The 25333-nt window shown below is 64.9% G+C and carries 29 protein-coding genes; 17 read left to right on the forward strand and 12 right to left on the reverse strand.

From position 1 onward, the window contains the following. A partial coding sequence (locus MKI88_RS18565; protein ID WP_241633044.1) for a thioredoxin family protein occupies positions 1 to 246 on the forward strand: 246 nt, incomplete at its 5' end. A 38-nt stretch (positions 247 to 284) separates the two neighbouring features. Further along, positions 285 to 902 carry a redoxin domain-containing protein gene (locus MKI88_RS18570; protein WP_241633045.1) on the forward strand — a complete coding sequence of 206 codons (618 nt, stop codon included), beginning with the start codon at positions 285 to 287 and terminating at the stop codon, positions 900 to 902. Positions 903 to 905: 3 nt separating this feature from the next. Here MKI88_RS18570 and MKI88_RS18575 read toward each other — a convergent pair whose 3' ends face one another. Genes MKI88_RS18575 through MKI88_RS18585 form a run of 3 tightly spaced genes read right to left on the reverse strand, consistent with a single transcriptional unit; the run spans position 906 to position 4131 of the window. After that, positions 906 to 1592 carry a DsbA family oxidoreductase gene (locus MKI88_RS18575; RefSeq protein ID WP_241633046.1) on the reverse strand — a complete coding sequence of 229 codons (687 nt, stop codon included), beginning with the start codon at positions 1590 to 1592 and terminating at the stop codon, positions 906 to 908. Beyond that, positions 1589 to 3268, reverse strand: a complete 1680-nt coding sequence (locus tag MKI88_RS18580; RefSeq protein WP_241633047.1) for an amidohydrolase — start codon at positions 3266 to 3268, stop codon at positions 1589 to 1591. Before MKI88_RS18580 ends, MKI88_RS18575 begins: the two co-directional genes overlap by 4 nt. Next, positions 3265 to 4131, reverse strand: a complete 867-nt coding sequence (locus tag MKI88_RS18585) for an NAD(P)-dependent oxidoreductase (RefSeq protein WP_241633048.1) — start codon at positions 4129 to 4131, stop codon at positions 3265 to 3267. Before MKI88_RS18585 ends, MKI88_RS18580 begins: the two co-directional genes overlap by 4 nt. Before the next feature lie 58 nt (positions 4132 to 4189). Between MKI88_RS18585 and MKI88_RS18590 the strand changes: the two genes are divergently transcribed. Together MKI88_RS18590 and MKI88_RS18595 are read left to right on the forward strand one after the other, a co-directional pair. Next, entirely contained in the window at positions 4190 to 5443 is a 1254-nt protein-coding gene (locus MKI88_RS18590; RefSeq protein ID WP_241633049.1) for a threonine ammonia-lyase, read from the forward strand. A 152-nt stretch (positions 5444 to 5595) separates the two neighbouring features. Beyond that, positions 5596 to 6393 carry an arginyltransferase gene (locus tag MKI88_RS18595; protein ID WP_241633050.1) on the forward strand — a complete coding sequence of 266 codons (798 nt, stop codon included), beginning with the start codon at positions 5596 to 5598 and terminating at the stop codon, positions 6391 to 6393. A gap of 66 nt (positions 6394 to 6459) precedes the next feature. On the opposite strand, the gene MKI88_RS18600 is transcribed toward MKI88_RS18595, so the two are convergent. The 7 genes from MKI88_RS18600 to MKI88_RS18630 form a co-directional block, all read right to left on the reverse strand. Next, on the reverse strand, positions 6460 to 7530 hold the full coding sequence (locus tag MKI88_RS18600; protein ID WP_241633051.1) for a linear amide C-N hydrolase: 1071 nt from the start codon (positions 7528 to 7530) through the stop codon (positions 6460 to 6462). A gap of 261 nt (positions 7531 to 7791) precedes the next feature. Continuing rightward, entirely contained in the window at positions 7792 to 8523 is a 732-nt protein-coding gene (locus MKI88_RS18605) for a peptidase (RefSeq protein WP_241633052.1), read from the reverse strand. A 27-nt stretch (positions 8524 to 8550) separates the two neighbouring features. Continuing rightward, positions 8551 to 9375, reverse strand: a complete 825-nt coding sequence (locus tag MKI88_RS18610; RefSeq protein WP_241633053.1) for a transglutaminase family protein — start codon at positions 9373 to 9375, stop codon at positions 8551 to 8553. 2 nt (positions 9376 to 9377) lie between these two features. Continuing rightward, positions 9378 to 10313, reverse strand: a complete 936-nt coding sequence (locus tag MKI88_RS18615; RefSeq protein ID WP_241633071.1) for an alpha-E domain-containing protein — start codon at positions 10311 to 10313, stop codon at positions 9378 to 9380. A gap of 8 nt (positions 10314 to 10321) precedes the next feature. Beyond that, on the reverse strand, positions 10322 to 11770 hold the full coding sequence (locus MKI88_RS18620) for a circularly permuted type 2 ATP-grasp protein (RefSeq protein ID WP_241633054.1): 1449 nt from the start codon (positions 11768 to 11770) through the stop codon (positions 10322 to 10324). Between the two features lie 157 nt (positions 11771 to 11927). Then, the gene (gene ctrA, locus MKI88_RS18625; protein ID WP_241633055.1) at positions 11928 to 12644 is read right to left on the reverse strand and encodes a response regulator transcription factor CtrA; all 717 of its coding nucleotides are present in this window, start codon (positions 12642 to 12644) and stop codon (positions 11928 to 11930) included. 139 nt (positions 12645 to 12783) lie between these two features. Then, complete coding sequence (locus MKI88_RS18630; protein WP_241633056.1) at positions 12784 to 13707, reverse strand: LysR family transcriptional regulator; 924 nt, start codon at positions 13705 to 13707, stop codon at positions 12784 to 12786. Positions 13708 to 13813: 106 nt separating this feature from the next. Here MKI88_RS18630 and MKI88_RS18635 point away from each other — a divergent pair, with 106 nt between their 5' ends. The 5 genes from MKI88_RS18635 to MKI88_RS18655 all read left to right on the forward strand — a co-directional run bounded on the left by MKI88_RS18635 (position 13814) and on the right by MKI88_RS18655 (position 16904). Beyond that, a complete protein-coding gene (locus tag MKI88_RS18635) occupies positions 13814 to 14512 on the forward strand; it encodes a pirin family protein (protein ID WP_241633057.1) in 699 nt (232 codons plus the stop codon). An 86-nt stretch (positions 14513 to 14598) separates the two neighbouring features. Continuing rightward, positions 14599 to 15198 carry an NAD(P)H:quinone oxidoreductase gene (wrbA, locus tag MKI88_RS18640; RefSeq protein ID WP_241633058.1) on the forward strand — a complete coding sequence of 200 codons (600 nt, stop codon included), beginning with the start codon at positions 14599 to 14601 and terminating at the stop codon, positions 15196 to 15198. Positions 15199 to 15332: 134 nt separating this feature from the next. Further along, the gene (locus MKI88_RS18645; protein WP_241633059.1) at positions 15333 to 15992 is read left to right on the forward strand and encodes an RluA family pseudouridine synthase; all 660 of its coding nucleotides are present in this window, start codon (positions 15333 to 15335) and stop codon (positions 15990 to 15992) included. After that, positions 15979 to 16395, forward strand: coding sequence for an alternative ribosome rescue aminoacyl-tRNA hydrolase ArfB (gene arfB, locus MKI88_RS18650; RefSeq protein ID WP_241633060.1), 417 nt, complete (start codon positions 15979 to 15981; stop codon positions 16393 to 16395). The genes MKI88_RS18645 and arfB overlap by 14 nt, the downstream gene beginning before the upstream one ends. Positions 16396 to 16415: 20 nt before the next feature. Further along, complete coding sequence (locus MKI88_RS18655; protein WP_241633061.1) at positions 16416 to 16904, forward strand: GAF domain-containing protein; 489 nt, start codon at positions 16416 to 16418, stop codon at positions 16902 to 16904. A gap of 48 nt (positions 16905 to 16952) precedes the next feature. Here MKI88_RS18655 and MKI88_RS18660 read toward each other — a convergent pair whose 3' ends face one another. Next, positions 16953 to 17408, reverse strand: coding sequence for a universal stress protein (locus tag MKI88_RS18660; RefSeq protein ID WP_241633062.1), 456 nt, complete (start codon positions 17406 to 17408; stop codon positions 16953 to 16955). A 142-nt stretch (positions 17409 to 17550) separates the two neighbouring features. Here MKI88_RS18660 and MKI88_RS18665 point away from each other — a divergent pair, with 142 nt between their 5' ends. From MKI88_RS18665 to MKI88_RS18695, 7 genes are all read left to right on the forward strand, one after another. Further along, the gene (locus tag MKI88_RS18665; RefSeq protein WP_241633063.1) at positions 17551 to 18867 is read left to right on the forward strand and encodes a pyruvate dehydrogenase complex dihydrolipoamide acetyltransferase; all 1317 of its coding nucleotides are present in this window, start codon (positions 17551 to 17553) and stop codon (positions 18865 to 18867) included. 1 nt (position 18868) lies between these two features. Then, on the forward strand, positions 18869 to 19081 hold the full coding sequence (locus MKI88_RS18670) for a hypothetical protein (protein ID WP_241633064.1): 213 nt from the start codon (positions 18869 to 18871) through the stop codon (positions 19079 to 19081). Positions 19082 to 19158: 77 nt separating this feature from the next. Continuing rightward, the gene (lpdA, locus tag MKI88_RS18675; protein ID WP_241633065.1) at positions 19159 to 20556 is read left to right on the forward strand and encodes a dihydrolipoyl dehydrogenase; all 1398 of its coding nucleotides are present in this window, start codon (positions 19159 to 19161) and stop codon (positions 20554 to 20556) included. A gap of 110 nt (positions 20557 to 20666) precedes the next feature. Beyond that, complete coding sequence (locus MKI88_RS18680; protein WP_241633066.1) at positions 20667 to 21299, forward strand: DUF1326 domain-containing protein; 633 nt, start codon at positions 20667 to 20669, stop codon at positions 21297 to 21299. 10 nt (positions 21300 to 21309) lie between these two features. Then, complete coding sequence (locus MKI88_RS18685) at positions 21310 to 22179, forward strand: DUF2182 domain-containing protein (RefSeq protein WP_241633067.1); 870 nt, start codon at positions 21310 to 21312, stop codon at positions 22177 to 22179. Between the two features lie 85 nt (positions 22180 to 22264). Further along, positions 22265 to 23530, forward strand: coding sequence for an amidohydrolase family protein (locus tag MKI88_RS18690; RefSeq protein WP_281063761.1), 1266 nt, complete (start codon positions 22265 to 22267; stop codon positions 23528 to 23530). Between the two features lies 1 nt (position 23531). Then, positions 23532 to 24185, forward strand: a complete 654-nt coding sequence (locus MKI88_RS18695; protein WP_241633068.1) for a phosphatase PAP2 family protein — start codon at positions 23532 to 23534, stop codon at positions 24183 to 24185. Here MKI88_RS18695 and MKI88_RS18700 read toward each other — a convergent pair. Continuing rightward, positions 24177 to 24839, reverse strand: coding sequence for a Crp/Fnr family transcriptional regulator (locus MKI88_RS18700; RefSeq protein WP_241633069.1), 663 nt, complete (start codon positions 24837 to 24839; stop codon positions 24177 to 24179). The genes MKI88_RS18695 and MKI88_RS18700 overlap by 9 nt on opposite strands. Positions 24840 to 24942: 103 nt before the next feature. On the opposite strand from MKI88_RS18700, the gene MKI88_RS18705 reads away from it, so the two are divergent. Continuing rightward, on the forward strand, positions 24943 to 25333 hold a 391-nt coding region (locus MKI88_RS18705), incomplete at its 3' end, for a class II aldolase/adducin family protein (protein ID WP_241633070.1).

Raw genomic sequence — 25333 nt, forward strand, 5'->3', positions numbered from 1 at the left:
TGCCTGAGCTGCAAGGTCAACGAAAAGGCGGCGATCCAGCGGCAGGAAGTGGCCGACGCATTCGCTGCAAAGAAGGTGGCGGTGCTCGTCGGCGACTGGACAGACGGTGATCCCGTGATCGGCCGCTTCATCGAAAGCCATGGCCGCTCGGGCGTGCCGCTTTATCTCTTCTACAAACCCGGCGCGGCCCCCGAAATCCTGCCGCAGGTGCTGACGGCGGAACGGCTCAAGGCGCTCGCGGTTTAGGCTTTCAGGCTTTCGGGAACATCGCAAGGAGACGCGTCATGAAGATGTGGTTGGGTGGAACGCTTGCAGCGGCGGCGGTCGCGCTCGCCGTCCCCGTGATCGCGGGGCAGGCGACGGGTGCGAAGGCGGGCAATTTCCGCGTGAACGATGCCTCGGGCAAGGTGATCGAGCTCGCGCAGTTCAAGGGCAAGACCGTGGTGCTCGAATGGAACAACCCGGGCTGCCCCTTCGTCCAGAAGCACTATGCCAGTGGAAACATGCAGAAGACGCAGGCCGCTGCGCGCGCCGATGGCGTGGTTTGGCTGACGATCAATTCGGGCGCGCCCGGCAAGCAGGGCTATATGACCGGGCCGGAAGCGCAGAAGTTCGTCAAGGACCAGAAGAGTAACGCGTCCTTCTACCTGCTCGATCCCAAGGGCGTCGTCGGCAAGGGCTATGGCGCGAAGACCACGCCACAGATGTTCATCATCGATAAGGACGGTACGCTCGTCTATCAGGGCGGTATCGACGACAAGGCGACCGCCAAGGCGTCCGACATCCCGGGCGCGCGCAATCACGTAACTGCGGCGCTCGCCGAGATGAAGGCGGGCAAACCCGTCTCGGTGAGGGAATCGCGCCCCTATGGCTGCTCGGTCAAATATTCCGACGTGAGCTGATCGTCAGGGCGTGCAGCCATCTGCGCTGCACGCGATTCCTTCGGTCTGTTCTGACGGTGCCTGTTCGCGCCACAGCGTTTCGAGCGCGCGCAGGAAATATTCGGCGCTCTGCCCGCCCGAGATCGCATATTTTTCGCCGAGGACGAAAAACGGGACGCCGTTGACGCCGATGGCATGGGCACGCCGTTCGTCGGTGACCACATCGGCGGTATAGCGGCCTTCCTCAAGCGCGGTGCGGGCTTCGTCCATGTCGAGCCCGACCTCTCCTGCCAGCGCGACAAGTATGTCGATCCGGCTGAGCCACTGGCCCTCGGTGAAATTGGCACGAAACAGCCGTTCTGCCATGTCGTGCTGCCGGCCCATTGCGCGCGCGTGATGCAGGAGTTCGTGCGCCTTGCGCGTATTGAAGCGCTTGACGTCCTCCGAGATTAGCTCGATCCCGACGCTCGCGGCGGCTTCGACGCACTGCGCGATCCTCGCCCGCACCTGCGCCTCGGGCATTCCGCGCGAGACGAGATACTCGACGCTGTTCATCGGCAGCTCGGCGGGCATGTCGGGGGCGAGTTCGTAGCTGCGCCAGATCACCGACACCTGTTCGCGGTGCGCGAAGCGCGCGAGCGCGGTCTCGAAGCTGCGTTTGCCGATATAGCACCAGGGGCAGGCGATATCGGACCAGATCTCGATCTTCATCGCGCGTCCACCTGGGCGGGGGCGGCGCGCTTGCGCGTATAGACGGGGCGTCCGCCGACCCAGGTTTCCTGCACCTTGATCGCGCGGATCTCGGCGGGCGTCGCCATCAGCGGATCGGTGTCGATCAGGATGAAGTCGGCGCGCATGCCGAGCGCCAGGCTGCCGAGGCGATCCTCGGCAAAGGCTGCAAAGGCTGCGCTCGTGGTGAAACCGGCGAGCGCCTGTTCGCGCGTCACGCGTTCCTGCGGCTGCCAGCCGCCAAGGGGCTGGCCACTGGCGTCCTCGCGCGTGAAGGCGGCGGCGATCCCCGCAAAGGGATCCGGGTTTTCTACGGGGGTGTCCGATCCGAAGGCGAGCCTGCTCCCCGCCTTCAGCATCGATTCCCAGGCATAGGCGCCCGCCAGCCGGTCGGGCCCCAGCCGCGCTTCGGCCATCAGTCGGTCCGAAGTCTGGTGGACGGGCTGCATCGAGGCGATCGTGCCGTGCTGGCCGAAGCGCGCGATATCGGCGGGGTCGACGATCTGGGCATGCTCGACGCGCCAGCGACGATCGCCCTTGTAGGTCAGTGCGAGCTCGTCGATCGCGTCGAGAATCTGGGCGTTTGCCTTGTCGCCGATCGCGTGGACCGCGACCTGGAAATTGTCCATCGCGGCCCGGCTCATCAGGTTACGGAGCTGCGCGTCGGTCAGGAAACCAAGACCCGTCTCGTTGGGGGCGTCGTGATAGGGCCGCTTGAGCCATGCCCCGCGCGAGCCGAGCGCGCCGTCCGAATAGAGCTTGACCCCGACCATCCTGAGCTTGTCGTTGTAAAGCCACGGGCTTGGTCCGGGGCCGCCGATCTGGATCATCGCGGGCACGCCGCCCGCATAGGAGAGGATGCGGATGTGCAGCCCGCCATTGTCACCCGCACGCCTGTAGGTCATCCAGTCGTCAAGGCTGGTGCCCATGTCGGCGATGCCCGTGATGCCGTAGGACAGCAGGATCTGCTGCGCCTTGACGAAGGCAAGGTCGCGTTCGCGCGCAAGGGGTTCGGGAACAAATTTCTGGATCAGCTCCATCGCGGCGTCGACAAAGACGCCGCTGGGTGCCGTCCCCGTCTTCTCGATCCGCCCTCCTGTCGGCGACACGCTTTTGGCGGTCACTCCGGCGGTGGCCATCGCGGCACTGTTGGCCCAGCCCGCATGGCCGTCGACACGCTCCAGCCAGACCGGCCTGTCCGACACCACCGCGTCGAGATCGGCTGCGGTCGGGAAACGGCGGAGCCCCCAGGCTTCCTGATTCCAACCGGTCCCCAATACCCATTTGCGATCGGGATAGCGCTGCACCCAGGCAGCGACCATCGTCTTGGCCTCGTCGAGCGACTTTGCCGCGGACAGGTCGAGCGTCAGTGCCTGAAAGCCGACGCCCATGACATGTCCGTGCGCGTCGATGATGCCCGGCATCAGCGTCAGGCCCTTGCCATCGGTCTTGAAATCGGGGCGCTCGGGGCGCTTGTCCTTGCGTTCGAGCAGTTTGGCGACCTTGCCGTCCTTGTCGATCAGCAGCCCGTTGAAACGGACGACCTTGCCCGCCTTGTCGAGCGTGATGCCGTTGACATTGTCGATCAGTCCGTCGGCGAGCGCAGCGCCGGGCAGCGCGAGCGCAAGCGCCGCGAGCAGTAATCTCGAAAAATTCACTTGGGCAGTCTCCGGATAAGGGCGCTGGTATCCTGGCGGTGTCCGCCCATCGCCTGCACATCGGCAAAGAACTGGTCGATGAGCGCCGCGACAGGAAGCGTCGCACCATTGGACCGTGCCTCGTCAAAGGCAAGGCCAAGGTCCTTGCGCATCAGGTCGACCGCGAGGCCGAAATCGAACGCGTCTTCGGCCATCGTCTTCCAGCGATTGGTCATCTGCCAGCTCGATGCCGCGCCGCCCGATATCGCCTCATAGACGCGGTCGAGGTCGAGGTCGGCGGCCTGTGCGAAGCGAATGCCTTCGGCAAGGCTCTGGATGATTCCCGCAAAGGTGATCTGGTTGACCATCTTCGTGGTCTGCCCCGCGCCTGCGGGGCCGACATGGACGATGCGCTTGGCATAGGCCTGCATCAGCGGTGTCGCGGCCTCGATCGCCCTGGCCGATCCGCCGCACATGATCGCGAGCGTACCGTTCTCCGCGCCGACCTGGCCGCCCGTCACGGGGGCGTCGACGGTGAGGATGCCCGCACTCTTGCCTTCGACCGCAAGCTGACGCGCGATCTTCGCCGAGACCGTCGTGTGGTCGATGAACACCGCGCCCTCGCGCATCGTGCGGAACGCGCCTTCGCGTCCGAGTGTCGCCTGCGCCAGGTCGTCGTCATTGCCGACACAGGTCATGACCGCATCGGCATCCCGTGCGGCGCTCGCGGGATCGCTCGCGATGCTGCCGCCATTGGCGGCGACCCATGCCTCGGCACGGTCGGGGCTTCGGTTGTAGACGGTGACGTCGTGCCCTGCCGCCCGCAGATGGCGCGCCATGGGGCCACCCATGGTGCCGATGCCGATAAAAGCTATTCTTGCCATTGGCCGTGCATAAGCATTGTTTCCCCGATGGGCTAGATAGGGTAGGGGGCAGCGCATCATGGCTACCGAACCGCTCCGCACCGACGCCGTGGCAGAATTGCCCGTCTCCCTCGCCGATGTCCGCGCCGCGGCCGCGCGTATTGGCAAGTCGATTGTGCGCACGCCGACGCTGCTCAGCCAGACGCTGTCGAAGATGACGGGCGCGACGGTCTATCTGAAGTTCGAGAATCTCCAGTTCACCGCCGCCTATAAGGAGCGCGGCGCGCTCAATACGCTGCTCCAGCTGCCCGAAAGCGCGCGCGAGACCGGCGTGATCGCGGCTTCCGCGGGCAACCATGCGCAGGGGCTCGCCTATCATGGCGCGCGGCTCGGCATTCCCGTCACTATCGTCATGCCGCGCACGACGCCCACGGTGAAGGTCATGCAGACCGAAAGCCACGGCGCGACCGTCGTGCTCGAGGGCGAGACCTTCGATGCCGCCTATGCGCATGCAAGAAAGCTCGAAGGCGAACGCGGGCTGACCTTCATTCATCCCTTCGATCAGGAATCGATCATCGCGGGGCAGGGGACCGTCGGGCTCGAAATGCTCGAGGATGTTCCCGAGATCGACACGCTCGTCATCCCGATCGGCGGCGGCGGGCTGATCTCGGGCATCGGCGTCGCCGCGCGCGGGCTCAAGCCCGACATCGGCCTCGTCGGCGTCCAGGCCGAGCTATACCCCTCGATGTTCAACCGGATGAAGCAAACCGACCTCCCGTGCGAGGGTGATACGCTTGCCGAGGGCATCGCGGTCAAGCAGCCGGGCGATCTGACGTCGCGCTTCGTGCAGGCCCTGGTCGACGACATCGTGCTGGTCGACGAGCGCACGCTCGAAGAGGCGGTCAGCCTCTTCCTGCAGATCGAGAAGACCGTGGTCGAGGGCGGCGGCGCCGCCGGGCTCGCCGCGCTGATCGCGCATCCCGAGCGCTTCAGGGGCAAGACCGTGGGAATCGTTCTGTCGGGCGGCAATATCGACACGCGCCTGCTCGCCAATGTGCTGCTGCGCGATCTCGCCCGCTCGGGCCGGCTGGCGCGCGTGCGCGTCCGGCTGCAGGACCGCCCGGGCGCGCTGTACAATGTCGTGCGCATCTTCGGCGAGCAGCAGGTCAACATCATCGAGATCTACCACCAGCGCATCTTCACCTCGCTGCCGGCCAAGGGACTCATCACCGAAATCGAGTGCGAGACTCGCGACCGCGCCCATCTCGACCGGCTCGTCGACGCGCTGCGAATCGGTGGCGGCTATGAAGTGGGACTCGTCGAACTCGACTGAGGTGCGATTCGTCCCATTTTGAATCGCTTTGAACCACTTTGAATCAGTGGCGATTCTTGATCGTGGTAAACGCTCTTTTCATTATTGCGCTTGGAACGCATAGTTTCGAAACGGGCTTTGACCCGAATTGATCTGGCAGAGGACAGGCCAAGGTGAGCGCACCATTTCGCTTCCCACGTTTCTTCGTGACGAGCCCTAGCCCCTGCCCGTATCTGCCGGGCAAGAGCGAGCGCAAGGTATTCACCGAGCTGTCGGGGCCGCACGCCTCGGAGCTTAACGACGCGCTCGGGCGAATCGGTTTCCGTCGCAGTCAGGGCGTTGCCTATCGCCCGAGCTGCGTCGATTGCCAGGCTTGCGTCTCGGTGCGCGTTGCCGCCCAGCGCTTCGAGCCCAATGCGACCCAGCGCAAGCTGATGCGCCGTCATGCCGATCTCGAGATCGCGGCGTGCCGTCCATGGTCGACCGACGAGCAATTCGAGCTGCTGCGCCGCTATCTTGGTGCGCGGCACCCCGGCGGCGGCATGGCCGACATGGACGAGCTCGACTATGCCGACATGGTCGAACAGACACCCGTCCAGACCTTCGTCATCGAATATCGCGAGCCATCGGTCGATGGCACCCCCGGCAAGCTTGTCGGCGCATGCCTGACCGACCAGCAGGGTGACGGGCTTTCGATGATCTACAGCTTCTTCGATGCCGACAGCGCCGAACGCCGCGGGCTGGGCACCTACATCATCCTCGATCATATCCGTCGCGCCGCCGAGGCGGGGCTGCCCTATGTCTATCTGGGCTACTGGATCGATGGTTCGGACCGCATGGCCTACAAGGCCAATTTCCGCCCGATCGAGAAGCTGACGCCTGCGGGCTGGCTGGAATTCGAACCCGCGCCGCGCGGGCTCAAGCCCTTTGACGAGCGCCGCGCCAAGGCGCGTGAACCCGTGTTCGGCTGATCCTTGCGTCATCCGGCGTCGCCCCGGCTTTCGCTGGGGCAACAGCCATATGTGCGGGGTCGTTCCTTAAAGCCCCAGAAACTTGAAGGGCTTGGCGTTCTTGAAGTGTGGCACGACATTGCCCGAAAACACATTGGTCTGATTGGCGCCAAGGTCGAGCGTCTTCACCGTGCCGGTCTTCGCCGAAAAGTCGATGTCATTCAGGTCGACCCAGAAGGTGTTGGGCGTCAGCGCGGATTCGAAGAAGTAGAGCTTGCGCTTGTGATCGGCGACGGTGCGCCAGCGCGTCGACGAGATATTGGGCTGGTCGGGCGTGGTGATGCCGAATGGCACCGAGACGTTGCGGATCACGCTGAACACGCTGGCAAGCGCCACCACCGGATCCTCGCTCTTGGGGATCGCATTCACATAGAAGGATGCGCGCGCGAAACGGTCTGACGATCGGTTGGTGCCCGGGAGCATCACCGTGCCGCCGATCTGCTTCCAATACTCGGCAAGCGCGAGTTGTTCGTCGAAAGTCGGCGAGTTGGTCATGACCTGGTATTTGCGGTCATGGTGGATCACCTGCTTGCCCCCGATATACTCGATGATCGCGCTGTCGCCCGAAGAATCGGATATGGCGAGGTGGAGGGTGGTCAGCCGCTCCTCGCCGGGCACATTGTCGCTGACGATGGTGAAGGGCTCCTTGCGGAGCGCTGAGACGGCCTCCTCCACGGTGGCGAAATTGTCGAGCACATATTGCGCCCAGGCGGCGATCGACAGGCCCGGCTTGTCGCTCTTGAAGACGGGGTATTGCGATTCGACCAGCCAGAGCACGTTCGCGACGAGGCCCGCTTCGTTCATGCCATCGGTAGTCGACACCTCATAACCGGAAGCGATAACGCTGCCATATTTGGACGTCCACCTGACCGTGTTCGCACCAGTTTCGCCGGTGCGCGCCATGCCCTTCGGGAAGATCCACAAATTGGTCTGGACATCGACCTTCCAGTCCATCGAGCGCGCGGTGATGACGTCACCGGCCGCGCCATGATAGACGAAGCGGGTGCAGGCCTCAGCCGCCGTGGCGGGCAGGGCGAGTGCGCCGGCGAGCAGGCAGGCCCTGCGAAGCAGCGAGCCGGGTTTGGTCCAGTGCGACATGGCGTTCTCCTCACAACTGCCCCCCGGCTGTTCTGCTGCGATCACCGTATGTGCTGGTTCTTGTGCCTGGCCCACCCCCATTTCGATCCCCCGGCGGGCACGGCCAAATGTTTGAATTGTCACGCCATCGAATAGGCTATCGCCGCGATGCTGCCAAGGCAGCGAGGCCGGTCCAAAAGCCGTGTCCTGGCCGACCATGATGGCTTCAGGGTCGTCTATGAACCCAGCAGACCGATCGATGCCGTTCGCGTCTGAGTCGTATCAGTCGACAGGCAGGAAGGGCGGGTCGGGAATCGTCTCGCGCGCGTCGTTGAGCAGCATGCCCCAGCGCACCGAAAGATCGTTGAAATAGCGGTCGTCCCAGTCGATGCGGCGCGTGATGACCGGCTTGTCGCGTTCGATCGGAACGACGACCAGGTCGAGCGGGCGGCCGACCGCAAGATTGGAACGCATCGTGCTGTCGAACGAGATCAGCCCGACCTTCACCGCCTCGCCAAGCGGTGAATCGAATTTGAGCGCGCGGTCGAGAATCGGCTTTCCGTATTTCGTCTCGCCGATCTGAAGGAAGGGCGCGTCGGGCTGGCATTCGATGAAATTGCCCTGGCTGTAGATCATGTAGAGTTTCAGCGGCTCGTTGCCGATCCGCCCGCCGAGCAGGATCGAGACGCCCGTGTTGATCTCGGTCCCCTGAAGCGTGCTCTCCAGATCGCTGCGCGCATTGTGGATCGCCTCTCCAACGAGTTGCGCCGCGCGGAACATGCTGGTCATGTCGGACAGCCGGCGCAGCGCGCCGCTGTCGTCATGTGCTGGCAGACCTTCCTCGAGCAGCGTCAGCGCCGACTGCGTGACCGACAGATTGCCCGCGGTCGCCGCAATGACGATGCGGTCGGAAGCCTCACCCAGCGCGTGGAGCTTGCGATAGGTCGAGATGTTGTCGACACCCGCATTGGTCCGCGTGTCCGCGATCATCACGAGGCCGGTCTCGACAAGCATGCCAACGCAATAGGTCATAAGCTCATTTTAGTTCTGTTGCTGGCTCTGGGCCATGGTGACGTGCACATCGACCGCAAGGCTTTCTTCGCCCCCGCCCGTACGCGCCCCGGATAGCGGAGCGGCCTGCGCATAGTCCAGCCCGGTCGCGACGCGGATATACGCGTCATCGGCGCAGATGCCATTGGTCGGGTCGAAGCCTACCCAGCCGAGATGATCGACCCACGCTTCGACCCAGGCATGCGCCGCCGGCTGTCGATCGGCGCCGTCGCGGCGAAAGAGATGGCCCGAGACATAGCGCGCGGGCGTGCCTTCTGCCCGCGCCGCCGCGAGAAAGATATGCGCGAAATCCTGGCAGACGCCATGCCCCGCCGCAAAGGCGGTGGCGGCATCGGTTTCGACATCGGTCTTGTCGGTATCGAAGGAAAGCCGACGATGAATCTCGCGATTGAGCAGGTGCAGCCATGAAAGCCGGTCACGCTCCACCTGCGCGGCGCGGTGTGCGAAGGCCGCGATCTCCGGGCTGACCGCGCTGAGCGGCGTCGAGCGCAGGTAGATCTCCGGTTTGAGCGGCTCGTCAGCGTCGCGGACCACGCCTGCGGTATCCTCGGTGAACACCTCGCCCCACACCGAGATGCTCAGATGATCGACGGGGCCGGGGACGTAGATCATCGTCACCTTGTTGCCATAGCCGTCGACATGGCTCCGCAGCCGCGCGTCGCACCCCACGTCAATCGACCACTCGACGACGGTCTGCCCGGCATGGCTCCCCGGTGTCACGCGCAGCAGCTGGATGATCCGCTGCTGCGGACAGCTGAACCGGTAATCGGTGCGATAGTCGATCGTCAGGTGCATCGTCAGGTGAACCGGAACTGCTGTGCAATGGCGCCGTGAAGTTCCGCATTGTCACGGATGAAGTCCGAAAGGAACTGGTGAAGTCCGCTCTGGAAGACCGTGTCGATGTTGAGCCGCTCAAGCGCGCTCTGGCGCTTGCGCGCCAGCCGGTCGGCGGCGCCCTGCTTGCCCGTGGCGCCCGCGATCGCGCTCAGCAACTGCCCCGCCTCGTCCACGGTTGCGATCAGCGAACGCGGCATCGGGCGTTGGAGGATGAGCATGTCGGCCACAAGCCATGGCCGCAATCCTTCGGCATAGAGGATATGATAGGCGGTGCGCGACGACACGACCTGGAGCAGCGTCAGCCACTGGTCGCGGTCGATGATCCCCCCGACCTTTTCGCCATCGGGCAGCAACAGGTGATATTTCACGTCGAGCAGCCGCGCCGTGGAATCGGCGCGCTCTATGACCATACCCAGTTTGACGAACCAATAGGGCTCGCTGCGCAGCATCCGGTTGATCGCCCCTTCGAAGCTGCGCGCCTCGACCTTGATCTGGTCGGCCAGGCTGAGCGTTGCCTGCGGCCCGCCGGGGCTCGCGCGATGCTTGAGGTTGAGCCAGGCGCGGTTGATCGTCTCCCACGCCTCGCGCGTGATCGCGTTGCGCGCGGCGCGCGCGTTGAGCCGCGCGGTGGCGATGCACGACCGGATCGAGCTCGAATTGTGTTCGTCGAGCGCCAGATATCTGCTCACATGAAGCGGCGAAACGGTGTCGCCGGTTTCCTCGAAACCCCGGCTTGCCGTCGTGACGGCGAGCGCGCTTGTCCACGCTCCCATGCCCGCCGGCCGCGCCGACAGCGAGTCGAGCCGGATCGTCGCCTCGAGCAGCCGAGCGGTGAACTCGGCGCGCTCGACATAGCGGCCGATCCAGTAGAGATCGGCCGCCGTGCGCGACAGCATGATCAGGCTCATGCCGCCGCCTCGTCGCGGTCGCAAAGCACGAAGCTGTCCTTGGTCCCGCCGCCCTGGCTCGAATTGACGACGAGCGATCCCTGTTTCAACGCGACGCGCGTCAGCCCGCCCGGGGTCACCGTCACCCCCCTTGTTCCCGTCAGAACGAAGGGCCGGAAATCGACATGGCGCGGCGCGATGCCCTTGTCTGTGAAGGTCGGGACGGTCGACAGTGCCAGCGTCGGCTGCGCGATATAGCGTTCGGGCCGGGCGACCAGCGCGGCGCGGAAGTCCGCGATCTCCTGCCGGCTCGCGGTGGGACCGACGAGCATCCCATAGCCCCCCGAACCGTCGACCAGCTTGACCACCAGCTCGCTCAGATGATCGAGCACATATTTCAGCGATTGCGGCTCGCGGCAGCGCCACGTCTCGACATTGGGCAGTTTCGCTTCGCCGCCCGAATAATATTTCACGATCTCGGGCATGTAGCTGTAAATCGCCTTGTCGTCGGCAATGCCCGTGCCGGGCGCGTTGACCAGCGTGACATTGCCCGCGGCCCACGCCGCCATCAGCCCCGGCACGCCCAGCATTGAATCAGGTCGGAACACGAGCGGGTCGATGAACTCGTCGTCGATCCGGCGGTAGATCACGTCGACGCGGAGCCGGCCCGATATCGTCCGCATATAGACGATGTCCTCGTCGACCTCGAGGTCGGAGCCTTCGACGAGCGCGATCCCCATCGTATCGGCGAGGAAGCTGTGCTCGTAAAAGGCCGAGTTGAAATGGCCGGGGGTGAGCAGCACGCATACCGGATCGCGGCGCGTGCAGGGCGGCGCGACCGAGACGAGCGTCTCGAACAGCGATTCGCAGTAGCTGTCGACGGGACGGACGGGATAGGTCTCGAACAGTTCGGGGCAGAGCCTCAGCATCGCCTCGCGGTTCTCGATCATATAGCTCACGCCCGAGGGCGTGCGCGCATTGTCTTCCAGCACGAAGAAATCGTCGGGGCCGGTGCGGACAAGGTCGATCCCGCAGATATGCGCGTAGATGCCGTGCGGCGGCCGCGCGGCGGACGCTGGAATGCAGAATTGCGGGTTGGACCAGATCAGTTCTTCGGGAATGACCCCGTCGGCCAGGATCTTGCGGGGGCCGTATATGTCGGAGAGAAAGGCGTTGAGCGTCTCGACGCGCTGGACGAGTCCTTCCGAGAGCCGGTCCCATTCCGCGGCGGTGAAGATGCGCGGCACGATGTCGAAGGGGATAATCCGCTCGGCGGCATCCTCCTCGCCGTAAACCGCGAAGGTAATGCCGAGATCGCGGAAATATTGCTCGGCGGCGTGCTGGCGGCGTTCGAAATCGGCAGGGGAGGTGTCCCTTGTCCACTGCGCCAGCTCGGTGAACTCGTCGCGGGCCTTGCGTCGTCCGTCAAAGCCCCAGATCTCGTCGAAGGTGCCGCGTGAAGCCATATCCCTCCTAAACTCGGGCGCCCGAAGCGCCGGTCCGAAGCGCAGACTGCACAGCTTTGTTGCATTGCACAAGAGGTTGCCGCAACAGAATTGTAAAACGGAAAAGGCCGGCGAAGCATGTGCTCCGCCGGCCTTCCACCCTCGGGAAATTTCGGTGTCAGGCGACCTGGGTTTCTACGTCCAGATCCACGTCCATGTCTTCGGAATCGCGCAGCACATAGCCGCGACCCCAGACGGTCTCGATATAATTGTCGCCGCCGCACGCCAGGCTCAGCTTCTTGCGGAGCTTGCATATGAAGACGTCGATGATCTTGAGTTCGGGCTCGTCCATCCCGCCATAGAGGTGGTTGAGGAACATTTCCTTGGTCAGCGTCGTGCCCTTGCGCAGCGAAAGCAGCTCGAGCATCGCATATTCCTTGCCCGTCAGGTGCACCCGCGCGCCGTCGACCTCGACTGTCTTGGCGTCGAGATTGACCGCGAGCTTGCCCGTGCGGATCACCGACTGGCTGTGCCCCTTCGAACGACGGACAACTGCGTGGATGCGCGCGATCAGTTCTTCGCGGTGGAACGGCTTGGTGACATAGTCGTCGGCGCCGAAGCCGAACGAACGCACCTTGGAATCCATCTCGGCAACGCCCGAAAGGATCAGCACCGGAGTCTGCACCTTGGCCGAACGCAGCTTCTTCAGCACGTCATAGCCGTGCATGTCGGGCAGGTTCAGGTCGAGCAGGATGATGTCATAGTCATACAGCTTGCCGAGATCGAGGCCTTCCTCGCCCAGATCGGTCGTGTAGACGTTGAAGCCCTCGGTGGTCAGCATGAGCTCGATGGCTTTCGCCGTCGTCGGCTCGTCTTCGATCAGCAGCACCCGCATTGTGGAACCCCCTGTCGCTCGGGACGCCCGCCCTCCTGGCGATGCCCTCCCCGACCTCCTTCATTAACCAAACGACATCTGAACGCAAAAGGTTAATTTCAAATTAAGCGGCCTGAATCCGCGAGTCGCGGGCGGTTCTTCACACCGACCGGGGCGATTCGCCCGAACAGACCGAGCGGAAACGGGCGGCGAGAAACTCGATCAGCAATTCGACGCGGCGGGGCCGAGGGCCGCTCGGCGGGCTGAGCAGGTGGAGCGCGATCGGGTTCATCGCCCATTTTTCGAGTATCGGCTCGAGCGTCCCATCGGCGATGTCGCGATCGACGATGAAACCGGGAAGGCGGGCGATGGCCAGCCCCGCGCGCAAGGTCGGAAGCATCGCCTCGCCGCTGTTGCAGCGCAGCGGTCCGTTGAGCCGGACGGAGGCCTCCTCGCCATCGGGGCCGTTGAAGCGCCACAGGTCGGGATTGGCGATGTTGGTGTAGACGACGCACCGGTGCTCGGCGAGCTGCGCGGGATGCGTCGGGCGGCCGTGCCTTTCAAAATAGGCGGGCGAGGCGACGACATGCGTCCTTATCCCCCCCAGCCGGCGCGCGCGCAGCGAGCTGTCGGGCAGGATCGCGATCCTGAGCGCGATGTCGAAGCCCATCTCGATGATGTCGATCCGCTCGTCGCTCAGGTGCAGGTCGACCTTGATGCCGGGATGCAGGGTCAGGAAGTCGGCGATCGCGGGCGCAACGTGCATCAGCCCGAAGGTCATCGGCGCGGCGATGCGAACCGTGCCCGATGGCGCGCTGGCCTCGTCGCGTGCGGCTTCTTCGGCGGCCTCGGCCTCGGCGAGGATGCGCTGCGCGTGCTCGGCAAGCGTCCGGCCGCTGTCGGTCAGCGAAAGCCGGCGCGACGTGCGGTGGAAGAGCGCGGTGCGCAGATGCTCTTCCAGCCGCGTCACCGCCTTGGAAACGGTGGCCTTGGAGAGACCGAGCGCATCCGCGGCGGCGGTGAACGAGCGATGCTCGACGACGCTGGCGAAGATCGCCCAGGCTTCGAAATCGGGAAGGCGCATAATTGGAAACGATCCGTTTCAAATGTATCTGTTTATGAAACGATCATGATCTCTATCTTGCCCTCAAGCAAGCGGCCCCAGCGGCCATGTAAGGAGTTTTGAGGACATGATCGAGAAACGGTCTTTCGAAAGCCTCGGCCATGCCGATCACGGCTGGCTCAACGCCCGGCACCATTTTTCCTTTGCCAATTATTATGATCCGGCACGCATGGGCTGGGGCGCGATCCGCGTCTGGAATGACGACGAGATCGCCGCCAACAGCGGCTTTCCGCCGCATCCGCATGCCGACATGGAGATCATCACCTATGTCCGCGAGGGCGCTATCACGCACCAGGACAGCATGGGCAACAAGGGACGCACCCAGGCGGGCGACGTCCAGGTGATGAGCGCGGGCACGGGCGTTCGCCATTCGGAATATAATCTGGAACCCGAAACCACGCGGATCTTCCAGATCTGGATCGAACCCAAGCGGCGCGGCGGTGCCCCCAGCTGGGGTGCCAAGCCCTTTCCCAAGGGTGATCGCTCGGGCCGGTTCGTGACGCTCGCCAGTGGTTTCGAGGGCGATGAAGGCGCGCTTCCGATCCGGGCCGATGCCCGCGTGCTGGGTGCGACGCTCAAGGCGGGCGAAAGCCTGACGCACAGTGTCGGTGAAGGCCGCCATGCCTATCTCGTCCCCGCGACAGGCAAAATCACGGTCGACGATGCCGAGTTCAAGGCGCGCGACGGCGCCGCGATCGCGGGCGGCCGGACCGTCACCATCACCGCGGTCGAGGACAGCGAGATCGTTCTCGTCGACGCCGAATAACAGTCCCCCCGGCCGTCCGCGCATCCCCCCTGCGCGGGCGGCCACCCTTTCTTCCCCCCCCCCTATTCTTCAAGGAGTGATCCCCCATGGCTAAGGTTCTTGTGCTCTATTATTCGACCTATGGTCACCTCGAGACCATGGCGAACGCGGTCGCCGAAGGCGCGCGTTCGGCGGGCGCGCAGGTCGACGTCAAGCGCGTCCCCGAGGCGGTTCCCGAGGATTTCGCGCGCGCCAACCACTTCAAATATGATCAGGATGCGCCGATCGCGACGATCGCCGAGCTCGAGAATTACGACGCGATCATCGTCGGCACGGGCACGCGCTTCGGCCGGATCAGCTCGCAGATGGCGGCGTTCCTCGACCAGGCCGGCGGCCTGTGGATGCGCGGCGCGCTCAACGGCAAGGTCGGCGCGGCCTTTACGGGCAGCGCCAGCCAGCATGGCGGTCAGGAAACGACTTTGTTCTCGATCATCACCAACCTGCTCCACTTCGGCATGACGATCGTCGGCCTCGATTACGGCTTCCAGGGCCAGCTGGGTGTCGATGAGGTCAAGGGCGGTGCGCCCTATGGCGCGACCACGATCACGCATGGCGACGGCAGCCGCATGCCGAGCGAGACCGAACTCGACGGCGCCCGCTATCTCGGCGCGCGCGTGGCGAACACCGCGACCAAGCTGTTCGGCTGACGCCAAGACTCACAGGGCTTCGCGTATCTGAAGTCCGGTTCCCCTTCCGTCCTCACCCGGGGCGGGAGGGGATTTCCATCGGGTAACGGGCAAAGCAATTTGCCTTGGCAGCCCGTCAGTGACACAGCGGGCTTATGCTATCTGACCGCGTTCTTTTCATTGATGGCGAGGCGATCATCCTCGACAAGCCGGCGGGGCTTCCCGTCGATGCGCCCCGCGACGGCTCGCTCAGCCTCGAAAACCATCTCTCCTCGCTCACCTTCGGCTTTCAGCGCTGGCCGCTGGCGGTGCACCGGCTCGATCGCGACACCAGCGGCTGCCTGCTGCTCGCGCGCAACCCCAAGGCGCACAAGCGCTTCGCCGCGGCATTCGAGGCGGGTACCGTCAAAAAGCTCTACCTTGCGGTTGTCGAGGGCGTTCCGGAGGCCGAGGACGGTCTCATCGACCTGCCGCTCGGCAAGACCAGCACGCGCGAGCGCGGCTGGCGGATGGTCGTCGATCCGAAGGGCAAGCCGGCGCGCACCCACTGGAAGCGTGTGGAAGTCGTCGGAGCGCGTGCGCTCATCGCGTTCACGCCCGAAACGGGCCGCACGCACCAGATCCGCGCGCACGCGCTTTATGGTCTGGGCATGGGGATTGTGGGCGATCCCGTCTATGGCACGCCAGACAGCGCGGGCATGCTGCTCCACAGCTACCGCCTGTCGGTGCCGCGTGAGGGCAAGCCGCCCGCCGAGGCGATCGCGCCCTTGCCCGAACGCTTCACCAAAGCCGGTTTTGCCTATGGCGAAGGCTGAATATCCGCCGGTCCCCGAGGATGCGATTGTCGAGGAGAAGTTCCTCGCCGCGACCGGGCCGGGCGGGCAGAATGTCAACAAGGTCGCGACCGCGGTCCAGCTCCGCGTCGACGCCTTCCGGCTCGGCATGCCGCCCTGGGCTTGGCAGCAGTTCAAGGAGCTGGCGGGAAGCCGGCTGACCTCGGCGGGCGAGCTCGTCATCACCGCGCGCCGTTTCCGCACGCAGGAGGCCAACCGCGCCGATGCGCGCGAACGCGTCGCCGAACTCGTCGCCAGGGCGCATGAGCGGCAGGCGAAGCGCGTCAAGACCAGGCCGAGCCGCGCGGCAAAGGCGCGGCGTCTTGAGTCCAAGTCGGCGCGTTCCCAGATCAAGAAGGGTCGCGGCAAGATATCCTTCGACTGACACGCACAAAGGCAGGCATCATGTACCAGTTCGACATCAACACCGGCGGCGCCAAGGCCGAGCTCTATCGCGAGATGCTCGGCGCGCTCGATGCGCTGACCGCCGGCGAGCCCGACGCGATCGCCAACATGGCCAATGCCGCCGCGCTCATCTGGGAATATCTGCCCGATCTCAACTGGTCGGGCTTTTATCGCATGGTCGGTGACGAGCTGGTGCTCGGGCCCTTCCAGGGCAAGGCCGCGTGCATCCGGATCGCGCTGGGCAGCGGCGTATGCGGGACCGCCGCGGCAACGCGCGAGACGCAGCTGGTCGCGGACGTGCACGCTTTTCCCGGCCATATCGCGTGCGACGCGGCAAGCGCGTCCGAACTGGTGGTGCCCATCGTCCATGATGGACGCCTGATCGGCGTGCTCGATCTCGACAGCCCTTCGCCCGGCCGTTTCGACGCCGAGGACGCTGCAGGCTGCGAGGCGCTGGTCAGGTTGCTGGCGCCGCGCATCGCGGGCTGATGCGAGCCGTTTCGAGGCTCGCGTTGATGAACAGGCGACCGTCTGGGTTCAGCTCAGCCGGTCGATCGCCTCGCGACTGAGCGATCCCGGGATGACCATGATCGGGCAGGGCAGTCTGCCCGCATCGGCGCCCGCGAAGTGGCTGACCAGCGGCCCCGGCGCGCCGCTTGCGGCCGCGCCGAGCACGAGCGCCGCGATCTGGTCATTCTCGGCGAGCATCTTGCGAACCACGTGAATCGGTTCGCCCTGCATGACCGTGATCGATGGTCGTACCCCCGATTCCTCGACGAGCGTGCCCGCTGCGCCCGCAACGAGCGCCTCCGCGCGCAGCCGCGCCTCTTCCTCGATGGTGGCCTGGACGCCGCCCCACTGGACGAACTCGGCCGGGGGCACGAGTGCAAGGATTTCAACGGTTCCGCCGGTCTTGGCGGCGCGGCGCGCGGCAAATCGCAGCGCGATTGTCGCTTCTTCGGTCTCGTCGATCACGACCAGATAGGTACGCACGGCGAAGTCCCTCTCCCCATTTGGTGGCGGAGCGTGCGCGAATATTGGCGGTTGCGCAAGCCTGCGGCCTTGACCGGAAGGGGCAAACAGGCTGAGAGGTGGCCGCGACCCTACGGAATCAGGAAGAGGTTTGGCCGTCGATATGCCCATCGAACTCAAGATGCCCGCGCTGTCCCCGACGATGGAGGAAGGGACGCTCGCCAAATGGCTCGTGAAGGAGGGGGATAGCGTTTCCTCGGGCGACCTGCTCGCCGAGATCGAGACCGACAAGGCGACGATGGAATTCGAGGCGATCGACGAGGGCGTGGTCGCGAAGATACTGGTCGCCGCTGGCACCGAGGGCGTGAAGGTCGGCGAGGTGATCGCGCTGATCGCCGAGGAAGGCGAGGACGCGTCCGCAGCGCCCGCACCCAAGGTCGAAGCGCCAAAGGCCGATGCTCCGGCGCCAAAGGCTGAAGCCAAACCCGCTCCCAGCCCCGAACCCGAGGTCAAGGCTGCGGCCGCACCCACACCCGCGCCTGCCAAGGCCGGCGGCGATGAGGGCGACCGCGTCAAGGCCAGCCCGCTTGCGCGCCGCCTCGCCGAAGTCCGCGGCGTCGACATTGGCGACGTGACGGGAACCGGTCCCGGTGGACGTGTGGTCAAGTCCGACGTCGAGGCGGTGGCACCCGGTGCGGCAAAGCCCGCCGCACCAGCCGCCACGCAGGCGCCGGCGCCTGCCGCCAAGCCCGCTCCGGCCGCGGCACCCGCCGTCCAGCCGGTCGAAGGCATCCCGTCGGAAACCGTCAAGCTTTCGCTGATGCGCAAGACGATCGCGCGCCGCATGGCCGAATCCAAGTCGACCGTCCCGCATTTCTACCTGACGCTTGATTGCAATCTCGACGCGCTGCTCAAGCTGCGCGCCGATCTCAATGCGGGCCTCGAGAGCCGCGGCATCAAGCTGTCGGTCAACGACCTACTGATCAAGGCGCTCGGCGTCGCGCTCGAACAGGTGCCCGAGGCCAATGTCAGCTTCGCGGGCAATGAGCTCATCAAATACCACCGCGCCGATATCTCGATGGCCGTGGCGATCCCGGGCGGTCTCATCACCCCGATCATCACCGATGCGGGCGGCAAGGCGGTCTCCAAGATTGCGCAGGAGGCCAAGGACCTGGCGCTGCGCGCGCGCGACGGCAAGCTGCAGCCGCACGAGTTCCAGGGCGGCACCGCCTCGATCTCGAACCTCGGCATGTTCGGCATCAAGCAGTTCGACGCCGTGGTGAACCCGCCCCAGGGCATGATCCTCGCGGTCGGCGCGGGCGAGAAGCGCCCCTATGTCGTGGGCGACGCGCTTGCGATCGCCACGGTGATGACCGCGACGGGCAGTTTCGATCACCGCGCGATCGACGGCGCGGTCGGCGCCCAGCTGATGGCGGCATTCAAGACACTGGTCGAAAGCCCGCTGGGCATGGTGGCCTGATATGGCGCTGCTGCGATCGGTCATTTTTGGCGGAATCGTGGCTGTTGCGGTGCCCACGCTCGTAACGGGCGTGGGCGGCCCCCTTGGCGATTTCGTGTGGCGAACCTCGTCGCATATCCAGATCGGCGACACCTGGATCCGCTTCAATGCCGGCCTGTTCGCGATCGTCGCCATCCTCACCTTCGGCTTCCTGCAACTCTGGCGAAGTCGATAGCTTTCCCGGCAGCGCATCGGCGCACCACGGGGATCATTTTTCATGCCGCATGACCGGCATCAATCAGGAGCAGACTCTTGGCTGACACATATGATCTTATCGTCCTCGGCTCGGGGCCCGGCGGCTATGTGGCCGCGATCCGCGCCGCGCAGCTGGGGATGAAGACTGCGATCGTCGAGCGCGAACGGCTCGGCGGCATCTGCCTCAACTGGGGTTGCATCCCGACCAAGGCGCTGCTGCGTTCCTCGGAAATCTATCATTTCATGACGCATGCAGAGGCCTATGGCCTGTCGGCCGAAAAGCCCGGCTTCGATCTTGCCAAGGTCGTCCAGCGCAGCCGCAAGGTCGCCGACCAATTGAACGGCGGCGTCAAGGGGCTCATGAAGAAGCACAAGATCGACGTTCATGAAGGCGTCGGCACGTTGACGGGCAAGGGCAAGCTGACGGTCGAAAAGGACGGCAACAAGACCGACCTCACCGCGAAGAACATCATCATCGCCACCGGCGCACGCGCGCGCGATCTGCCCTTCGCCAAGACCGATGGCGAGCGCATCTGGACCTATCGCCACGCGATGACCCCGAAGGAAATGCCGGGCAAGCTGCTCGTCATCGGCTCGGGCGCGATCGGCATCGAATTCGCCAGCTTCTATTCGGACATGGGCTCGCAAGTGACCGTGGTCGAGATGCTCGACCGCATCCTCCCCGTCGAGGATGCCGATATCTCGGGCTTCATGGAAAAGGCGCTGACCAAACAGGGCATGAAGATCCATGCCTCGACGAGCGTCCAGAAGCTCGAAGCTACGTCCAAGGGCGTCAAGGCCGAGATCAAGTTCAAGGATGGCAAGGTCGAGAGCCAGGAGTTCAGCCACGCGATCGTCGCGATCGGCATCGTGCCCAATATCGAGGGCATCGGGCTCGAGGCGCTGGGCGTGAAGCAGCTCCCCAACAGGCATATCGAAACCGACCCCTATGGCCGCACCAGTGTCGAGGGGCTCTGGGCGATCGGCGACGTCACCGCGGGCCCCTGGCTCGCACACAAGGCGATGCACGAGGCGGTCGTGACGGTCGAGGCGATCGCGGGCCAGCATCCGCACGCGCTCGACAAGAACAATATCGCGGGCTGCACCTATTCGCGTCCGCAGGTGGCGAGCGTCGGCCTTACCGAAGCGAAGGCCAAGGAAGCCGGCTACACCGTCAAGGTCGGCAAGTTCCCCTTCATCGGCAATGGCAAGGCGATCGCGCTCGGCGAGACCGAGGGGTTCGTGAAGACCATCTTCGATGAGGCGACGGGCGAACTGCTGGGTGCGCATATGGTCGGCGCCGAGGTGACCGAGCTGATCCAGGGCTATGTCATCGGCCGCGAACTCGAAACCACCGAGGCCGAACTGATCGGCACCACCTTCCCGCACCCGACGCTCAGCGAGATGATGCACGAAAGCGTGCTCAGCGCGTACGGACGCCCGCTGCACATCTGAGGCCGCCCGGTTCCGGCCGCTTCCGAGCCTTCGGAGGCGGCGCGGGCCAACGGGCTGGCGTTGTCCCCGGCATCGGCGTACTCTGCCCGCCTGAATTGCAGGAGGTCGCCATGACGTCTTGGGAGATCAAGGGACGCGAACTCGTCAATTGCACCTGTGAATATGGCTGCAACTGCCAGTTCAACGCACTGCCCGACAAGGGCCATTGCCATGCCGTCGCGGGTATCCAGATCGATGAAGGCCGTCATGGCGAGACGGTGCTGAACGGCCTGCGGATCGCCGCGATTTTCAAATGGCCGGGGCCCATCCACGAAGGCAATGGCGAGGTCGTCGCCTTTGTCGACAAGAGCGCCGACGAGAGCCAGCGCGAGGCGCTGCTTCGGATCATGACGGGCCAGGACACCGACCCCTTCGCGACCATGTTTGCGGTCTACGCATCGACGGTGACGAAGATGTACGATCCCGTTTTCGCGACGATCGAGCTCGATCTCGACATTGACGGGCGCAGGGGCCGGATCTTCGTCGAGGACTATATCGAGACGCAGGGCGAGCCGATCCGCAACAAGGTGACGGGCGCCGACGCCCGCGCCCAGATCGTGTTGCCCGAAGGGTTCGAATATGCCGTGGCCGAGATCGGCAGCGCGTCGAGCCGGACCCGCGGACCCGTTCAGGTGGAGATGAAGGACAGCTACGGCCAGTTCGCCAACCTGCATCTCAACAATCATGGTGTCGTCCGAGCCTGACGCGCGCCGCATGACATCTCCGCCGGCTCTGGAACGCCTCCTGCGTCGAGACCGCATCGTCACGCTCGCCGGGGTTGTGGTTCTGTGCCTGCTCGCCTGGGCTTACATCGTGATGGGCGCGGGGTTCGGCATGAACGCGGGCGAAATGCTGCGTGTCGCGCTGTTCCCGCACACGGACGCGATGCGCATGCCAGTCGACATGGACGGCATGTCGATGGAGATGATGGCGCCTGCGCCTGCGCCTGCGCCTGCACACTGGACGCTGGCGCTGTGGGCGCTGACCATCGGCATGTGGTGGGCCATGATGATCGCGATGATGTCGCCAGCTGCCTCGCCGACGATATTGCTTTATGCGCGCGTGCATCGCCATGCCATTGCCGGGGGACGGTCGCAGGACAGGCTGGCGCCCACCGGCGCCTTTCTTTTGGGTTACCTGCTCGTCTGGTTCGCCTTTTCGCTCGGCGCGGCCGCGCTCCAGTGGATGCTGATCCACCGCGGCGTCGTTTCCCCGGGCATGTCGTCGTCGCAAAGCCGCTGGCTTTCGGCGGGCGTGCTGATCGCCGCAGGCTTCTATCAGCTCTCTCCGCTCAAGGCGGCGTGCCTCGCGCATTGCCGCGATCCCGCCGCGTTTCTGTCACGCCACTGGCGGCCGCACGCCTGGGGGGCTGTGCGGCTCGGCATCCTGCACGGCGGATTCTGTGTCGGTTGCTGCTGGCTGCTGATGGCCCTGCTCTTCGTCGGCGGCGTGATGAATCTCGTGTGGATTGCAGCACTTGCCATATTGGTGCTCGTCGAAAAACTGATGCCGCCCGGCCGGTGGATCGGGCAGGCCGTCGGGCTCGGCCTGATCGCATGGGGGATTGCCACGCTGTTCGCGTAGCGGGCGCGCGTTGGTCGCAAAAAGCGTTGCGGCGCGCAAATTGCAATGTAACCAGTGACCAATTCCAAAATCGGGGGCCCAATCAATGAAGAAGATCGTCGCCGGCGCGTTGCTCGCTGCAGCCGCCATGCCCGCGCATGCCGAAACCGTGGTCATTACCGCCGATCGCATGGTGGACGTGCTCGCAGGCAAGGTGATCGAGCAGCCCGTCATCATCGCGACTGACGGCCGCATCGTCTCGGTCGGGCGGCAGGGTAGCGTGACATTCCCCGAAAAGGCGAAGCGCATCGATCTTGCGGGCAAGACGATCCTGCCCGGGCTGATCGACATGCATGTGCATCTTGAGGCGAACCCCAAATATGGCGGCTACACCAATCTCCAGTTCACCGACATGTTCTGGACGGTTCAGGGTGTCGGCAACGCCCGCGCCATGCTTGATGCGGGTTTCACCACCGTACGGAATCTGGGGACCTTCGATTATGCCGATGTCGCCTACAAGCAGGCGATCGAGGAAGGGCTGATGATCGGCCCGCGGATCGTGCCCGCGGCTTATGCGATTGGCGCTACGGGCAGCCATTGCGACAGCACCTATCTGCCGCCCTCCTACAAGTCGAAGAGCCCTGGCGTCGGCGATGGACCGCAAGAGGTGCGTCAGCGCGTCCGCGAGCAGCGCAAATATGGCGCCGAGGTCATCAAGATCTGCGCCACCGGCGGCGTCTTTTCGCGCAATACCGAGCCCGGCCAGCAGCAGATGGCCGAGGAGGAACTGCGCGCAATCGCGGATGAGGCGCATCTCTGGGGCCTGAAGGTCGCGGCGCACGCGCATGGCGCGGCGGGGATCAAGGCCGCGATCCGTTCGGGAATCGACACGATCGAGCATGCCTCGCTGATCGACGATGAGGGCATCAAGCTCGCCAGGGAGCGCGGCGCCTGGCTCTCGATGGATATCTTCAACACCGAATATACCCAGGCCGAGGGCAAGAATAACGGCGTGCTCGAGGACAATCTGCGCAAGGACCGCGAGGTGGCGCAAATCCAGCGCGACAATTTCCGCAAGGCGCATGCCGCGGGCGTGAAGATGGTCTTTGGTTCGGACGCAGGCGTCATGCCGCACAGCACCGCGGGCGGCCAGTTCCGCTACATGGTGGAGTATGGGATGACGCCGATGGAGGCGATCCAGGCCGCGACGCGCAATGCGGCGCAGGCGCTCGGTCGCGAGAAGGACGTGGGTGCGATCGCGGTCGGCCGCTATGCCGACATCATCGCGGTCGACGGCGATCCGCTGGCCAATGTCCGCCAGCTCGAACAGGTCGCGACCGTCATCAAGGGTGGCGAGGTCGTGAAGGATTGAGATGGATCCGGTTCGCGCGCGTTTCCTGAAGCTCGGCCTTGTCGCCTGGGGGCTTGCCGCGCTCGTCATCGCACTTGTGATGACGGGCGTGCTTTCCACCGCTGATAGCGCCGCGATGACCGGGTTGCGCGCCGCTACCGACCCGTTGCCCGACTGGACCGATGCGGCGATGCGCGGCGCGAGCTGGCTGGGCGACGGCTGGCCGCGTTCGCTGCTCGCGCTCGGCTTTGTCGGCTATCTGGTTTCGCGCAAGCTCTACCGCGCGGTTTCCTACATCGTCTACACCGCGCTTGGCATTGCCGCGCTCAATGCCTGGGTATTGAAGGCGCTGTTCCACCGGCCACGTCCCGAGCTGGTGGAACGACTGGTGGATGTCGACGCAAGCTGGAGCCTGCCGAGCGGGCACGCGGCCAACAGCGCGGCGGTTTATGGCGCGATCGCGCTGATCGCCACGGTGCTGTGGTGGCGCAAGGCGCAGCGTCGCACGATCTGGGCGGTCACGGGCCTGCTCGTCTTCCTGATCGGCCTGTCGCGCATCTGGCTCGGCGTCCATTGGCCGAGCGATGTCGTTGCGGGCTGGCTGGTGGGCGCGGGCTGGGCGCTGCTGCTCGCGGTCGCGCTCAAGCCGGTACAGGCGCGGTTCCCTTCAGCCTGAATCGACGGGTCCCCGATCGAGCAGCCGGATCACGCCATAGCCGCGCGCGATGCGTCCATCGCGCTCCATCGCGGCCAGTAGAGTGTTGAGATGCTGGCGCGAAAGGCCGACAAGCCCCGCGATGTCCTCCTGCGTCATACGCAGTGTCGCGACGCCCTCGTCATCGCGGCTCGCTGCGGTGTGCGCCAGCGCAAGGATACGATCCTCGGGCGATGCCGTGAGCAACGCGCCGATGAAGCGCAGCGAGGCACGCTGATGCCGGCAGGAGAGCGTCCCGACATGGCGGTAAAAGCCCGGCGCCTCGGCGGCGAGCGCGTCGATATCGGGCGGCGCCAGCGAGGCGATCAGCGTCGGCCGCGTCGCGATCGCGTCATGCGGCCGCGGCCCGCCGTCGAGCACCGACACCTCGCCAAACCAGTTTCCGGGGCGAAGGATCATGTTGAGGATCTGCCGCCCGGGCGCAGGATAGGCGACCAGGCGCACCTCCCCATCGACGACCGCGTGGAGGCCGTCGGGCGGATCACCGATGCGGTAGATGCGGGCATCCTGCGCGAAGGATCTGAGGCGAATGCGCGACAATATGCGTGTGCGCAGCGGCGCCTCGAGGCTCGCAAACCACGGGTCGCCTTCCAGTCGCTCGCGATGCGCTGCCATGTCCATCGCGCCATTGTGCGCGCCTCGACTGAATTGTCAAAAATCCGACAGTCTTCATGCGTGCCGGCTGATATGTGGGGCCAAAGAGATCAGGAGAGAGTCGATGGCCACCGCAGCGATCCATACCCCGAGCGTCCGCGATCAGGTTTCGGAAGAGGAGTGGAGGATCCGCGTCGATCTCGCCGCCGCTTACCGCCTCGTCGCGCTCTATGGCTGGGACGACCTCATCTTCACGCATCTCTCGGCGCGCGTGCCCGGACCCGAACATCATTTCCTCATCAACCCCTATCAGCTGATGTTCGAGGAGATCACCGCCTCGTCGCTGGTCAAGATTGACACTGACGGGCAGCCAGTGATGGAGACGCCCTATATGGTCAACGCCGCGGGCTTCACGATCCATTCGGCGGTGCACATGGCGCGCGAGGACGCGCATGCGGTGATGCATCTCCACACGCCTTATGGGCAGGCGGTGTCGGCGATGGAGGAGGGGCTGC

Source organism: Sphingomonas sp. LaA6.9, from assembly GCF_022601895.1.
Taxonomy (GTDB): Bacteria; Pseudomonadota; Alphaproteobacteria; order Sphingomonadales; family Sphingomonadaceae; genus Sphingobium_A.

What these genes read in the sequence shown, in the direction of transcription:
- MKI88_RS18700 (WP_241633069.1), bottom strand. Translation starts at nt 24,839, where the DNA reads ATGGCAGCGCATCGCGAGCGACTGGAAGGCGACCCGTGGTTTGCGAGC.
- MKI88_RS18635 (WP_241633057.1), top strand. Translation starts at nt 13,814, where the DNA reads ATGATCGAGAAACGGTCTTTCGAAAGCCTCGGCCATGCCGATCACGGC.
- MKI88_RS18610 (WP_241633053.1), bottom strand. Translation starts at nt 9,375, where the DNA reads ATGCACCTGACGATCGACTATCGCACCGATTACCGGTTCAGCTGTCCG.
- wrbA (WP_241633058.1), top strand. Translation starts at nt 14,599, where the DNA reads ATGGCTAAGGTTCTTGTGCTCTATTATTCGACCTATGGTCACCTCGAG.
- MKI88_RS18600 (WP_241633051.1), bottom strand. Translation starts at nt 7,530, where the DNA reads ATGTCGCACTGGACCAAACCCGGCTCGCTGCTTCGCAGGGCCTGCCTG.
- MKI88_RS18570 (WP_241633045.1), top strand. Translation starts at nt 285, where the DNA reads ATGAAGATGTGGTTGGGTGGAACGCTTGCAGCGGCGGCGGTCGCGCTC.
- MKI88_RS18680 (WP_241633066.1), top strand. Translation starts at nt 20,667, where the DNA reads ATGACGTCTTGGGAGATCAAGGGACGCGAACTCGTCAATTGCACCTGT.
- arfB (WP_241633060.1), top strand. Translation starts at nt 15,979, where the DNA reads ATGGCGAAGGCTGAATATCCGCCGGTCCCCGAGGATGCGATTGTCGAG.
- MKI88_RS18645 (WP_241633059.1), top strand. Translation starts at nt 15,333, where the DNA reads ATGCTATCTGACCGCGTTCTTTTCATTGATGGCGAGGCGATCATCCTC.
- MKI88_RS18605 (WP_241633052.1), bottom strand. Translation starts at nt 8,523, where the DNA reads ATGCTTGTCGAGACCGGCCTCGTGATGATCGCGGACACGCGGACCAAT.
- MKI88_RS18620 (WP_241633054.1), bottom strand. Translation starts at nt 11,770, where the DNA reads ATGGCTTCACGCGGCACCTTCGACGAGATCTGGGGCTTTGACGGACGA.
- MKI88_RS18630 (WP_241633056.1), bottom strand. Translation starts at nt 13,707, where the DNA reads ATGCGCCTTCCCGATTTCGAAGCCTGGGCGATCTTCGCCAGCGTCGTC.
- MKI88_RS18655 (WP_241633061.1), top strand. Translation starts at nt 16,416, where the DNA reads ATGTACCAGTTCGACATCAACACCGGCGGCGCCAAGGCCGAGCTCTAT.
- ctrA (WP_241633055.1), bottom strand. Translation starts at nt 12,644, where the DNA reads ATGCGGGTGCTGCTGATCGAAGACGAGCCGACGACGGCGAAAGCCATC.
- MKI88_RS18685 (WP_241633067.1), top strand. Translation starts at nt 21,310, where the DNA reads ATGACATCTCCGCCGGCTCTGGAACGCCTCCTGCGTCGAGACCGCATC.
- MKI88_RS18585 (WP_241633048.1), bottom strand. Translation starts at nt 4,131, where the DNA reads ATGGCAAGAATAGCTTTTATCGGCATCGGCACCATGGGTGGCCCCATG.
- MKI88_RS18665 (WP_241633063.1), top strand. Translation starts at nt 17,551, where the DNA reads ATGCCCATCGAACTCAAGATGCCCGCGCTGTCCCCGACGATGGAGGAA.
- MKI88_RS18575 (WP_241633046.1), bottom strand. Translation starts at nt 1,592, where the DNA reads ATGAAGATCGAGATCTGGTCCGATATCGCCTGCCCCTGGTGCTATATC.
- MKI88_RS18615 (WP_241633071.1), bottom strand. Translation starts at nt 10,313, where the DNA reads ATGCTGTCGCGCACGGCGGCCGATCTCTACTGGATCGGCCGCTATGTC.
- MKI88_RS18590 (WP_241633049.1), top strand. Translation starts at nt 4,190, where the DNA reads ATGGCTACCGAACCGCTCCGCACCGACGCCGTGGCAGAATTGCCCGTC.
- MKI88_RS18690 (WP_281063761.1), top strand. Translation starts at nt 22,265, where the DNA reads ATGAAGAAGATCGTCGCCGGCGCGTTGCTCGCTGCAGCCGCCATGCCC.
- MKI88_RS18695 (WP_241633068.1), top strand. Translation starts at nt 23,532, where the DNA reads ATGGATCCGGTTCGCGCGCGTTTCCTGAAGCTCGGCCTTGTCGCCTGG.
- MKI88_RS18670 (WP_241633064.1), top strand. Translation starts at nt 18,869, where the DNA reads ATGGCGCTGCTGCGATCGGTCATTTTTGGCGGAATCGTGGCTGTTGCG.